17 protein-coding genes are annotated in these 12,990 nt (G+C 39.5%); all 17 read left to right on the plus strand.

The window, feature by feature from the left end; translation table 11 throughout:
* Positions 1 to 2: 2 nt before the first annotated feature.
* The 17 genes from KFB94_00130 to KFB94_00210 all read left to right on the plus strand — a co-directional run bounded on the left by KFB94_00130 (position 3) and on the right by KFB94_00210 (position 12,988).
* Positions 3 to 947, plus strand: a complete 945-nt coding sequence (locus tag KFB94_00130) for a ketoacyl-ACP synthase III (protein ID QVL45579.1) — start codon at positions 3 to 5, stop codon at positions 945 to 947.
* 38 nt (positions 948 to 985) lie between these two features.
* Positions 986 to 1,906, plus strand: a complete 921-nt coding sequence (fabD, locus tag KFB94_00135) for an ACP S-malonyltransferase (protein QVL45580.1) — start codon at positions 986 to 988, stop codon at positions 1,904 to 1,906.
* 30 nt (positions 1,907 to 1,936) lie between these two features.
* Positions 1,937 to 2,680, plus strand: a complete 744-nt coding sequence (gene fabG, locus KFB94_00140; GenBank protein QVL45581.1) for a 3-oxoacyl-ACP reductase FabG — start codon at positions 1,937 to 1,939, stop codon at positions 2,678 to 2,680.
* Between the two features lie 92 nt (positions 2,681 to 2,772).
* On the plus strand, positions 2,773 to 3,009 hold the full coding sequence (gene acpP, locus KFB94_00145) for an acyl carrier protein (protein ID QVL45582.1): 237 nt from the start codon (positions 2,773 to 2,775) through the stop codon (positions 3,007 to 3,009).
* Between the two features lie 45 nt (positions 3,010 to 3,054).
* The gene (gene fabF, locus KFB94_00150) at positions 3,055 to 4,287 is read left to right on the plus strand and encodes a beta-ketoacyl-ACP synthase II (GenBank protein ID QVL45583.1); all 1,233 of its coding nucleotides are present in this window, start codon (positions 3,055 to 3,057) and stop codon (positions 4,285 to 4,287) included.
* A 98-nt stretch (positions 4,288 to 4,385) separates the two neighbouring features.
* Positions 4,386 to 5,207 carry an aminodeoxychorismate lyase gene (gene pabC / locus KFB94_00155; protein ID QVL45584.1) on the plus strand — a complete coding sequence of 274 codons (822 nt, stop codon included), beginning with the start codon at positions 4,386 to 4,388 and terminating at the stop codon, positions 5,205 to 5,207.
* Positions 5,204 to 6,199, plus strand: coding sequence for an endolytic transglycosylase MltG (gene mltG, locus KFB94_00160; GenBank protein QVL45585.1), 996 nt, complete (start codon positions 5,204 to 5,206; stop codon positions 6,197 to 6,199). Before pabC ends, mltG begins: the two co-directional genes overlap by 4 nt.
* A gap of 13 nt (positions 6,200 to 6,212) precedes the next feature.
* Positions 6,213 to 6,836: a dTMP kinase gene (locus KFB94_00165; protein ID QVL46497.1), complete on the plus strand. Its 624-nt coding sequence runs from the start codon at positions 6,213 to 6,215 to the stop codon at positions 6,834 to 6,836.
* A 5-nt stretch (positions 6,837 to 6,841) separates the two neighbouring features.
* Positions 6,842 to 7,825 (plus strand): DNA polymerase III subunit delta', encoded by a 984-nt coding sequence (holB, locus tag KFB94_00170; protein ID QVL45586.1) that lies wholly within the window; start codon positions 6,842 to 6,844, stop codon positions 7,823 to 7,825.
* 60 nt (positions 7,826 to 7,885) lie between these two features.
* Entirely contained in the window at positions 7,886 to 8,224 is a 339-nt protein-coding gene (locus KFB94_00175) for a PilZ domain-containing protein (GenBank protein ID QVL45587.1), read from the plus strand.
* 5 nt (positions 8,225 to 8,229) lie between these two features.
* Positions 8,230 to 9,021, plus strand: coding sequence for a TatD family hydrolase (locus tag KFB94_00180; protein ID QVL46498.1), 792 nt, complete (start codon positions 8,230 to 8,232; stop codon positions 9,019 to 9,021).
* Positions 9,012 to 9,812 carry an MBL fold metallo-hydrolase gene (locus tag KFB94_00185; GenBank protein ID QVL45588.1) on the plus strand — a complete coding sequence of 267 codons (801 nt, stop codon included), beginning with the start codon at positions 9,012 to 9,014 and terminating at the stop codon, positions 9,810 to 9,812. Before KFB94_00180 ends, KFB94_00185 begins: the two co-directional genes overlap by 10 nt.
* Before the next feature lie 18 nt (positions 9,813 to 9,830).
* Positions 9,831 to 10,205 (plus strand): hypothetical protein, encoded by a 375-nt coding sequence (locus KFB94_00190; protein QVL45589.1) that lies wholly within the window; start codon positions 9,831 to 9,833, stop codon positions 10,203 to 10,205.
* 224 nt (positions 10,206 to 10,429) lie between these two features.
* Entirely contained in the window at positions 10,430 to 10,783 is a 354-nt protein-coding gene (locus KFB94_00195) for a hypothetical protein (GenBank protein QVL45590.1), read from the plus strand.
* Positions 10,784 to 10,853: 70 nt separating this feature from the next.
* Positions 10,854 to 11,510 carry a cytochrome c biogenesis heme-transporting ATPase CcmA gene (gene ccmA / locus KFB94_00200; protein QVL45591.1) on the plus strand — a complete coding sequence of 219 codons (657 nt, stop codon included), beginning with the start codon at positions 10,854 to 10,856 and terminating at the stop codon, positions 11,508 to 11,510.
* The gene (gene ccmB / locus KFB94_00205; GenBank protein QVL45592.1) at positions 11,507 to 12,196 is read left to right on the plus strand and encodes a heme exporter protein CcmB; all 690 of its coding nucleotides are present in this window, start codon (positions 11,507 to 11,509) and stop codon (positions 12,194 to 12,196) included. Before ccmA ends, ccmB begins: the two co-directional genes overlap by 4 nt.
* 66 nt (positions 12,197 to 12,262) lie before the next feature.
* Complete coding sequence (locus tag KFB94_00210; protein QVL45593.1) at positions 12,263 to 12,988, plus strand: heme ABC transporter permease; 726 nt, start codon at positions 12,263 to 12,265, stop codon at positions 12,986 to 12,988.
* Positions 12,989 to 12,990: the final 2 nt, after the last annotated feature.

Genomic DNA, 12,990 nt, shown 5'->3' on the forward strand with positions numbered 1-12,990 from the left:
ATATGACTCACTCAAGAATTGTTGGTACTGGCAGTTATCTACCAAGTAAAATATTGTCTAATAAAGATCTAGAATCTATGGTGGACACCACCGATGATTGGATATTCTCACGCACAGGTATTCGAGAACGTCATATTGCAGCTTCAAATGAGTTGACTAGTGACTTGGCGACTGCAGCAGCAAATCAGGCATTCGAAAGTGCTGGTATTGTCGTAGATGAAATTGATTTAATTCTAGTTGCAACCACAACACCGGATAAAATATTTCCAAGTGTTGCAACGATTGTGCAAAGAAAAATTGGCGCATCTAATTGTGCCGCGTTTGACATTCAAGCTGTGTGTAGTGGTTTTGTCTATGCACTGGCCACCGCCAACAATTTTATAAAGGCTGGCTCTAGCAAATGTGTGCTGGTTATTGGTGCCGACACGTTTTCTCGCATCACGGATTATAAGGATAGAAGTAACTGTATTTTGTGGGGCGATGGGGCAGGTGCTGTTATTGTCAAAGCATCAGCCGAGCGGGGCATTATTTCAACACACCTGTATGCAGATGGTCATTATGAGCGTATGTTGCATGTACCGCGCAAAGAAGATGGTAGAGATACGGTTGAAATGGAAGGTTCTGCAGTGTTTAAAATGGCAGTGAATACGCTAGACCAAATAGTAGATGAAACTTTAGCTGCTAACAATATGGAAAAATCAGATATTGACTGGCTTGTCCCTCATCAGGCTAATATTCGTATATTGCAAGCAACTGCTAAAAAATTAAACATGAGTATGGACAAAGTGGTTGTCACAGTAGATAAACACGGCAACACTTCTGCAGCTTCAATCCCATTGGCATTAGATGTAGCGGTTCGCGATGGCCGCATAAAACGTGGCGAAGTACTATTAATGGAAGCATTCGGCGGCGGGTTTACTTGGGGATCTGCATTAGTAATATACTAATTAATTCAATAAATTATATAGATTATTAAAAGTAAATTATGACTAAATCAGCATTATTTTTTCCGGGTCAAGGTTCTCAATCTGTTGGCATGATGTCTGGATTTGACGGCATTGCTATTGTTAAACAAACATTCGATGAAGCATCTGATTTGTTGGGCGTTAATTTTTGGCAGATGATTACAGAAGAAAATGAATTATTGAACCAAACACAACATACACAGCCATTAATGTTAGCTGCCGGTGTTGCTAGTTGGCGTGTATACCAAATTATGAAGGGCGAAATACCTGTTTTTTTAGCAGGGCACAGTTTGGGTGAATATACAGCTTTGGTAGCTGCAGATGCAATAAGCTTTGCCGATGCATTGCCTTTGGTTAAATATCGCGCAGTGGCTATGCAAAACGCGGTACCAGCAGGCGTTGGTGCTATGGCGGCTATTTTAGGTCTCGATGATGAAACGGTGAATGCTGTTTGCGCACAAAGTGCACAAGGCGAAATCGTGACGCCAGTTAATTTAAATTCACCAGGACAAGTAGTGATTGCTGGCAATAAAGCCGCAGTTGAACGCGCCATGATGTTGGCAAAAGAAAAAGGGGCTAAACGCGCTATACAGCTACCTGTTAGCGTACCTTCACATTGTGAATTGATGTTACCAGCAGCAGAGCAACTTGCAGATTATTTAAAAAATGTGCAGATTAATCCACCAACTATTCCCGTGCTACACAATGCAGATGTTGTCTCGTACAATGAGCCAGAAAAAATCAAAGATGCATTAGTGCGTCAATTATATTCGCCAGTGCGCTGGGTAGAAACTGTACAATTTCTACACCGTTTACAAATCACTAAAACAGCAGAATGTGGGCCAGGCAAAGTGTTGGCAGGCTTAACCAAGCGCATTGTGGCGGATATACCATGTGCTGCGCTGATCAGTATTGATGCTGTCGCTGAATATAATTCGTAATCCCATTTTAAAATTTAAAAGGTTTTAACAATGTCATTAGAAAATCAAATAGCACTAGTTACAGGCGCTAGTCGCGGCATAGGCGCTGCTATCGCACAAACATTAGGTAAACAAGGTGCAATCGTCATTGGCACTGCAACCTCATCCTCTGGTGCGGAAAAAATCTCTTCCGCTTTGAAAGAGGCCAGCATCAAAGGTATTGGTGTTGCTTTAGATGTCAATAATACCGAACAAATTGAGGCGGTATTAAAACAAATTACAGATCAATTTGGCATCATTAGCGTTTTAGTTAACAACGCGGGTATCACAAAAGACACCTTAATGATGCGTATGTCTGATGAGGATTGGGATGCAGTAATTTCAACAAATCTCAGCTCCGTCTACCGCATGAGCAAAGCTGTTTTGCGTCCGATGATGAAAGCAAGAACAGGCCGTATTATTAGCATATCCAGTGTAGTAGGTCACATGGGTAACGCTGGTCAAGCTAACTATGCAGCAGCAAAAGCTGGAATGGCTGGCTTTTCTAAGTCCTTAGCAGCTGAAGTAGGCAGTAGAGGTATTACAGTAAACTGTGTCGCGCCCGGATTTATTGATACCGATATGACTGCGGAGCTACCAGAAGATATCAAAACGCAGATGCTTGCTCGCATTCCATTAAATCGATTAGGTAATGTGAATGAAATAGCAGCGACCGTGGCATTTTTAGCATCGCCAAGTGCCGCTTATATTTCAGGAGAAACTATCCATGTGAATGGTGGCATGTACATGGCTTAAATGGCGCAAAATAATTTTTTGTATTCTGCTAGAGTTTTGCTAGAATACGCACTTAGCTGAGTAAGCTAATTTTTAATCAAAGGGGTAAATGGATGTCTGACATCGAACAACGCGTAAAAAAAATAGTTTGTGAACAATTAGGTTCTAATGAAGCTGACGTAAAAAGCGAATCGTCATTTGTTGATGATTTAGGTGCTGATTCACTCGATACAGTTGAGTTGGTAATGGCTTTAGAAGAGGAGTTCGACACAGAGATTCCTGATGAAGAAGCTGAGAAAATCACCACTGTTAAGCTTGCTGTTGACTACATCAACGCAAACCTCAAATAAATTCAAATTAACCAGCCCTTGTAAAAGAGCTGGTTTCTAAACATTATGTCTAAACGTAGAGTCGTTATTACTGGCATAGGCGTGGTTTCTCCTGTTGGTATAGGCGTTAACACAGCTTGGAACAATTTAATCGCAGGCAAGTCTGGTATCACGCGCATTTCAAAGTTTGATCCTAGCAACTTTGCTTGTCAAATAGCAGGAGAAGTAAAAGACTTCAATGTAGAAGATTTCATGCCTGCTAAAGATGCGCGACGCATGGACACCTTTATTCAATATGGCTTAGCCGCTGGTATTGAAGCGTTCAATGATAGTGGTCTGGTCGTTACTGAAGAAAATGCTGAACGTATTGGTGTTGAAATCGGTTCTGGCATCGGCGGTCTTGCTACGATTGAATCGACAAACGATAGTTTTGATGCTGGTGGTCCGCGCAAAATTTCACCTTTCTTTATTCCAGGTACGATCATCAACATGATTTCTGGCAACTTAAGCATTATGTTTGGATTGAAAGGACCTAACGTCGCCGTTGTGACAGCGTGTACAACAGGTACACATTGTATTGGTGACGCAGCACGTATGATTGAGTATGGCGATGCTGACGTGATGATTGCAGGTGGAGCAGAAGCCGCTATTACTGAGTTAGCAATTGGTGGCTTTTCTTCAGCTAAAGCTCTGTCTACTCGTAATGATGACCCAACTACTGCCAGCCGCCCATGGGATATCGGTCGCGATGGCTTTGTGATGGGTGAAGGTGCTGGCGTTATGGTGCTTGAAGAGTATGAGCATGCAAAAGCACGGGGTGCGAAAATATATGCTGAGTTAGCTGGTTATGGCATGAGTGCTGACGCGTATCACATGACAGCACCAAACATGGATGGTCCGCGTCGATCTATGCTGAATGCGTTAAAAAACGCTGGTGCAAATCCCGATCAAGTTAGCTTTATGAATGCGCATGGCACATCAACTCCATTGGGCGATATTAACGAATCGAATGCAATTAAAGCTACTTTTGGCAATCATGCACATCAGCTTGTTATTAATTCAACAAAATCCATGACTGGACATTTACTAGGTGGTGCGGGTGGCTTAGAGTCTGTTTTTACCGTACTGTCTGTTTATAACCAAATATCACCACCAACAATTAATATTTTTGAGCAAGATCCAGAGTGTGATTTAGACTATTGTGCCAATACTGCACGTGACGTCAAAATTGATTATGCATTAAAAAATAATTTTGGTTTTGGTGGCACCAATGGTTCATTGGTATTCAAAAAAGTTTAAGGATTAAGGTTGTATAAAAAAGCCTGTGCATTGATAGCAACAGGCTTTTTTGTTGGTCTTTACTATCATTTTATTTTGGCTATGGTTTAATGTTGCCTATGCAAATGAACGATACAACTCTCATTAATGGCAGTTTTAATGGCGTAATCTCAGCTCTTGATAGAGGGTTGTCTTATGGGGATGGTGTATTTAGAACAATCAAAGTTGTTCAAGGCTTACCTGAGCATTGGCCTGTGCATTATCAAACGCTGGTGAAAGACTGTAGTGCCATTGGCATTGTATGTCCAAGTGCAGACGTATTCATCAATGATTTTGAACAACTTTTTTCAATTGAAGAATTGGTTGCTGTTGCAAAAATCATTGTTACTCGCGGTGAAGGTGCTCGGGGCTATAGCCCGCCAGCCATTACTCATCCATTGCGTATCATGATTAAATCAAGCATGCCTGACTATCCACAACAACACTTTTCAGAAGGCGTAGCCTTGCATTTATGTGAAACACGTATTGGTCACCAACCAAAGCTCGCTGGGGTCAAGCATTTAAACCGTCTAGAGAATGTATTGGCACGCATGGAATGGCATGATCCGAAAGTGGTCGAGGGTCTGATGTTAGATATTAATAGCAATGTGATTGAATGCACTGCAGCAAATGTATTTGCCCGTTATAACGATATTCTGATGACGCCAGCATTAGATCAATGTGGTGTTTCAGGTATTACACGCAAGCAGATTTTGGCACGCGCACAAATTGTAAATTTAAAGCCAGCTATTGAAACGATTAGTTTAAAAAAATTATTATCAGCAGATGAAGTCGTTATCTGCAATAGCTTATTTGGGGTTTGGCAAGTGCGCCAACTTGAAAATAAGCTGTGGCCAAAACAGAATCTAGCTATTCAACTTCGTAAAGCACTGCACTCATGAAACGATTTATTCTCTATACGTTAACCGTTGCCATCATCACTGTATTATTGTTTTTTGTATGGTTAAATCATTATGCAAACACACCACTACCACTAATAAGTGCAGAAAAAATAGTGGTTATTAAACCTAATAGTGGTTTGTCTAGCATAGCCAATCAGCTTGTTGCACAAGGTGTTTTTCATAATGCACTTCCATTTATTCTTCTGGCTAGAAGCTTGAATAAACAATCTGCATTGCAAGCAGGCGAATATACTTTTGAAGCTGAGGCGACGCCGTTAACGATTTTATTGGCATTAAATCAAGGTAAAACGACAAAAGGGACGATTACCTTCATTGAAGGCAAAACGTTTAAAGACATGCGGGTTAAATTACAAAGTAATAGCGCTATTGAAAATACCATCAACAATGTCTCTGATGCTGCTGTAATGCAATTAATCGGCGCTAGCCAAAAACATCCAGAAGGTCTATTTTTTCCCGATACTTATCATTTCAATAAAGGAACAAAAGATATTGTGATTTTAAAAAACGCCTATAACGCAATGATGCAAAAGTTAGCAATTGCATGGCAAAATAGGGCAGATAATTTGCCTTATCAAAATAGTTACCAAGCGCTAATTATGGCCTCTATTATCGAAAAAGAGACAGGAAAAGCATCTGAACGACAAACAATAGCTGGTGTTTTTGTCAATCGATTAAGGATGGGTATGCTATTACAAACAGATCCAACTGTTATTTATGGTATGGGTGATACGTTTGATGGCAATATTAGACGCAAGGATTTGCGCACAGATACCGACTACAATACCTACACAAGATCAGGTCTGCCACCAACACCCATTGCCATGCCTAGCCTAGCTGCGATTGAAGCGGCATTACATCCAGAAAAAACTAAAGCGCTATATTTTGTAGGGAAGGGCGATGGTAGTCATGAATTCTCTAACTCATTGGTGCAGCATAATCGTGCTGTGGCAAAATACCAGCTTAAAAAGTAAGGAACAGTGATTGATGCTGAAATTAGGTAAATTTATTACATTAGAAGGCATGGATGGTGCAGGCAAAAGCACACACATTCCTGATATTATTCATCAAATAAAAGCCCTTGGACAAAATGTGGTTTGCACACGCGAACCAGGTGGGACACCATTGTCAGAGCAGTTAAGAGAAATATTGCTGCATCAAACTATGCATGCAGAAACAGAAACGCTGCTTATGTTTGCAGCGCGAAGAGAGCATATTGAACAAGTAATCACGCCAGCTATGGCCCGAGGTGACTGTGTAATATCCGATCGGTTTACAGATGCCACATACGCTTATCAATCCGGTGCAAAAGCTGTCCCTATTGAAAAAATCAGTTTATTAGAAACATGGGTACAAGGCGATTTACAACCAGATTTGACCTTATTGTTTGATGTGCCTGTCGATATTAGCCTCAAACGACTATCCCTAGCCAGAACGCCAGATAAATTTGAACGTGAAAGTGCTGCTTTTTTTGAAAAACTACGCCATGCTTACTTAACAAGAGCAAAACAAGATCCTAAACGTTTTCGAATTATTAATGCCAATCAACCGTTAGAAGCTGTTAAAAATGAGGTTAAAGTAATAATACAAGATATGTTTTCAACTTATTGATTAAAATGATATATTCATGGCATCAATCACAATGGGATAACATTTTTCAGCGTAAAAATACGCTACCACATGCTATTTTATTACGTGGTAGAGCAGGTATTGGCAAGAACGATTTTGCCTTACATTTAGCGCATACTTTGTTATGCCAGCAAGTAAATGCAGCGCAACCTTGTGGTGTATGTGCTAGCTGTATATGGATAAAAGAAGGCAACCATCCAGACTTTAAACTCATTACTCCCGAAGATGAAGCTGAAGAAAGTGTCTCGAAGAAAAAAGTAAGTAATAGGACACAAATTTCAGTAGCGCAAATTCGTCAACTATCTGATTTTCTGAGTCTTTCTAGCCATCAAGTACAAGGGCGGCGTATTATTTTAATTTCACCTGCTGAAACACTCAATTTGGCTTCAGCTAATGCTTTACTAAAAATGCTAGAAGAGCCGCCCAGTAACACATTATTTTTATTAGTAACTAGCCAGCAACAACGTTTACTACCAACGATTATAAGCCGTTGTCAGATAATGGATTTTTCGATACCGCCACGTGGTGAAGCACTGACGTGGTTGTTCGCACAAGGCATAAATAAACCAGAAACATTATTAGAATATGCAGGGGGAGCACCGCTGGCAGCAGTGCAAATGCATGAGCAACTCGTCTCAATTGAGCAACTTATTCAGCAATTAACTAAAGGTAATCGGCTAGATCCTTTTGTTTCAGCTCCTTTATTTCTGGCAGAAGGAATGGAACGTGCAATTGATATTATTCAAAAATGGGTATTTGACCTCATTAGCTATCGATTAACAAAGATTTCGCACTATCATTCACAACAAAAACAGGCTTTGCAAGCGTTGTGTAAAAGCGTAAACTTAGTTGCAATATTGCAATATCAGTATCGTTTAGCCGAAGCAAAAAAAGCGGCAAAACATCCGCTTAGTAATGAAATGCAGTTAGAAAAATTATTATTACAATATACACATGTATTTATTGATTAATTTAAATAGTTAAATGAAAAGAGCATTCGATTGAGTCTAGACCCCGGAACCGAACAATTAATGGCTAATAAACCTGGTGTATTGTCATTGGTCATCAAAGAAAAATCCGCTTTATTCACCGCGTTTATGCCTTATGTAAAAGGTGGCGGTTTATTTATTCCAACTAGCAAGCCATTTGAAATGGGCGATGAAGTGTTCATGCTATTAAGCTTATTAGACGACCCAACAAAATTGAAAATTGTGGGTAAAGTTATTTGGATTTCCCCTGTGGCAAACAACGGTCGGCCACAAGGAGTGGGTGTTCAGTTCAGTGAAAAAGATGGTGGTGAAGCAAAGCTTAAAATTGAAACTTTACTTGGTGGCGCTTTAAAATCTTCGCGCTCAACAAACACAATGTAATGCCTATGCTGATCGATTCACATTGTCATCTAAACTTTCCAGAGTTGGCCCAAAATATTCACGCTATTAGGCAGTCAATGCATGATGAGCGTGTAGGTTATGCGCTATGCGTTTCTGTCACGCTTGATAAGTTTCCCGAAATACTAAACCTCGCTAAGCAATATGAAAATTTTTATGCATCGGTAGGCGTACATCCCGATTATGAACACATAGAAGAGCCTACGATTGATACCTTAGTTACCCTTGCCGATCACCCTAAGGTAATAGCAATTGGTGAAACTGGCTTAGATTATTTTCGGCTCAAAGGTGATTTAGAATGGCAACGCGAGCGATTTCGTACCCATATCCGTGCCGCTATTATTGCGGGTAAGCCATTAATTATTCACACTAGAAACGCTGTTGATGATACTTTAAAAATTATGCGTGAAGAGGGTGTTGAAAGGGCTGGTGGTGTATTGCATTGCTTTACTGAAAGTTTAGAAATGGCACTAGCTGCGATTGAAATGGGATTTTATATTTCGTTTTCTGGGATTGTTACCTTTAAAAATGCATTAGATTTAAAAGAAGTTGCAAAGCAAATTCCGCTAGAACGTCTATTGGTTGAAACCGACTCTCCTTATTTAGCACCAGTTCCTTTTCGAGGCAAAACCAATCAACCTGCATACGTTAAATACGTAGCGCAAGAAATCGCCAATTTAAGGGGCATTAGTGTAGAAGAAGTAGCAGAAGTGACCACAGCGAACTTTTTTACACTCTTTAAACAGGCGGCTATTAGCAAATCAACAATATGCAATTAACTATTTTAGGTTCGGGATCAAGCGCCGGCACCCCGGCGATTGGTTGCCACTGTAAAACCTGCACCTCTACAAATCCTCGCAACAAACGAACACGATGTTCTAGCATGATTACTTTGAACTCAGGTGAAACAATTCTAATTGACACTGGACCAGATTTACGAATGCAGGCATTAAGAGAAGGTATTACCAATATCGATGCTGTGCTCTATACCCACACGCACGCCGATCATCTACATGGCATTGATGATTTACGCGGGTTTTGCCAAGCTAATCGCAAACAAATTCCACTTTACACATACAAAGAGGCACTGGATCACATTAAAAGCAAATTTGGCTATACATTAAGAGAGCCTTGTGATTTCTGGGACTTACCTGTACTCAGCATTAACGAAGTCAATGCGCCATTTGACCTTTTCGGCACCACCATTACACCAATTCCAATCATGCATGGCAGAATTCAAATATACGGCTACCGAATTGGCAACATTGCTTATATGACCGATGTATCCAACATCCCAGACTCTTCTTTTTCCTTACTTGAGAATCTAGATCTATTATTAATAGATTGTTTAAGGGTTAAAGAACACCCAACACACATAAATATTGAACAAAGTTTAGCTTACATTAGTCAGATAAAAGCAAAACAAAGTATTTTGATTCACATGACACATGAACTAGAATACGATGCATTAACAAACATGCTGCCCAAAAACGTTTTTGTTGGCTTCGACGGAATGAACGTCAAATTAAATGGTGTCAACGAAATAGCAGCCAACTCGTTTAACAGCTAATTAATTTAGGAAAATACAATGACTTTAAACGCATTAAAAAACATCAGCCTTAGCCTTACCATTGCCGCATTCACTTTCATTGGTCAGGCGGGCGCTGCAGACAAAACCTATACTGAAAATGAATTTTTAAATAATTTTAGTGGTAAATCCAAAAAAGTTATCATAGAGAAACTCGGCAATCCTGTAAAAAAACAAGCTTCTGTGAAACCAACAAATGCAGATAAAATTACAGGCCAAAATTTAAAAACCAACAAAAAATCAAATCAAGTAAAAATTGAAATGTGGTACTACAACGGTATAGTGAAATATGATCCAACACACGCATATAAAGAAGTTGAAATTACCTTTGTGAATGACTATGTTGGTAATATTGCTTTTTTTAATAATCGCTAATCACTATATTCACACCATACTAAAAGCCGTCTATGACGGCTTTTTTAATACGTAACGATTCTTAATCTTTTTTTTAATTACCACTTAAATATATTAATTACTTCGCATAATGTATATTATGTTAAATATAATAGATTGGTGTTTTATTCAATACTAAATTGAACCTCTATTGCGTATCTTTATCTATTAAAATAGTGAAATGCGTAAACTGATAAAGGTAAATAATGAACGATAGCAATTCTGTGAAAAGCAATACCCAAACCGCAGGTCATTTATTGGCGATATTTTCTTGGGTGCTTATTTTTATTATTGTTACTATTTTCATCTCAGTGTTAGTGGTAGATTTTATGGGTGAAGAAATTGAAAAACCAAACTCTGATTTTTGGCCAGTGATGTCGTTATTTGTTGGTTTTGTATTAATCTTACTTGCAACGGCTAGAGGTTTACAGTTTCATCAACAATGGGCGCGCTATGTTGGCAGCTTGTCGGCTGCTATATCGTTGGCTGCATTTCCGGTTGGTACAGTCTTAGGGTTATTTGTATTAAGTTATCTCAAAAAAGGTTGGAATGAACGCTAAGCATTGGTTTAGCTAAGTATTCCATGTCAAAAACGATTAAAATATCCATTTATCATAAGATTAGGTAAGCATGGTATCAACTGCATTTAGCAATAGCCTGCATGTTAATCATCTAGCTTGTATTCGCGGCGAAAGAGTGTTGTTTAAAAATCTTTCTTTTCAACTTAACAGTGGCAGATTACTGTATATACAAGGTGAAAATGGAAGTGGAAAAACCTCCTTATTGCGCACCCTTTCTGGTTTATCACTGCCTGCTGTAGGCAATATCCTATGGAATAATGAGGATATTAAATTATTGGCTGAAGATTATTATGGTCAAGTCTTGTATATCGGCCACTTAGCAAGCATTAAAGATGATTTAACGACTGTTGAAAATATTCAATTTTCACTTTCGCTATCTGGTTTTAGCGCTAATAGATCCCAAACAATTGGTGCCTTAGAAACCTTAGGTATTGGCCGCTGCGCAAATTTACCAACACGCGTATTGTCGCAGGGTCAAAAAAGAAGAATTGCGCTTGCACAGCTCTGGTTGCAAGATGCGCCTGAACACACGCCTTTGTGGATATTGGATGAACCATTTACTGCACTAGATATTAATATGATGCATATATTAACGGAACATATTGAGAAGTATGTGAATAATGGCGGCATGGTCATTTTTACTTCTCACCAATTACCGAGCTTTAACGTCAATTTGATCGATAATTTACAGTTAGGTAATGCATGAATAAGCGCCCAATCAGCACCCTATCCTTGATGCTAAGGGTCTTTAAGCGCGATATTACCTTAGCTTGGCGCCGTCGCTCAGATATCATCAGTGTATTTTTTTTCTTTATTATTGCTGCCAGTTTGTTTCCATTGGGACTAGGTGCCAACCCTGAATTATTACATGCCATTGCACCCAGCGTTCTGTGGGTCTGCGCCCTACTTTCTTGCATGTTATCTTTGCCGCGTATGTTTAGTGACGATTATGTTGATGGCACCTTAGAACAGCTTATAATATCGAATCAGCCAACTTTGTTTATTGCTTTAATGAAAATATTGGCGCACTGGGTATTGTCCGGCTTACCATTGGTCTTGGTGGCCCCATTAATTGGCCTACAATTTAACTTAACAAACAATGAGTTACAAGTATTAGCGCTTTCCTTGCTATTAGGCACACCAGTATTAAGTTTAATTGGTAGTATTGGCGCAGCACTCACATTGGGCTTGCGTGGCGGCAGTGTGTTAATAGCACTTTTGGTCTTGCCTTTATATATTCCAGTTTTGGTTTTTGGTGCTGGAGCAGTAAACGCAATCTCTGTTGGCATGTCAGCAAATGGCGCCCTATCATTATTAGGCGCCATGTTGGCTTTAGCGTTAATTTTTGCCCCTATCACTGCAAGTTATGCATTAAAAGTGGCAGTAGAGTAGTCAGTTTGGATGTCAGATAACAAACAGATTGTTTATATGGATTAGCATTGAAAGTATTGTAACTGTATGAATTTATTTAAATATGCATCACCACAAACGTTTTACCCATTGGCTGGTAAGCTGATTCCGTGGCTGGCAATGCTGGCGACTGTTTTTATACTCTATGGTTTGTATATTGGCTTGCTGGTTGCGCCAACCGATTTTCAACAAGGTGATTCTTATCGCATTATCTATGTACACGTACCCGCCGCTTGGTTTTCTATGTTTTTATATATAGTGATGGCTGGCTATGCCATTTTAGGTTTAACGCTTAATGCTAAACTGTCATATATGATGGCAAAAAGCATAGCGCCAACTGGTGCAATGTTTACATTTGTTGCGCTTATTACAGGTGCTTTTTGGGGTAAACCAACTTGGGGTGCTTGGTGGGTGTGGGATGCACGTTTAACCTCTGAACTTATTCTATTATTTTTATACATAGGCTATATGTCTTTGCAAGCAGCCATTGATGATACAAGGCGCTCAGATCGTGCAAGTGCAATATTGGCTATTGTTGGCGCGATTAATGTGCCCATTATTTACTTTTCGGTTAAATGGTGGAATACGCTACATCAAGGCTCTTCTATTAATTTAACAACATCACCTTCTATGGCTGCCATTATGCTTAAAGGGATGTTAATTATGGCCCTCGGTTTTTGGTTATATAGTATTGCCGTTATTTTGGTGCGAGTAAGGCGAGAAATAGAAGATAGAGCGCGCAATACTGCCTGGTTAAACGAATTTAAGGAATAGAA

The sequence above is a fragment of the Methylophilaceae bacterium genome, from assembly GCA_018398995.1.
Lineage (GTDB): Bacteria > Pseudomonadota > Gammaproteobacteria > Burkholderiales > Methylophilaceae.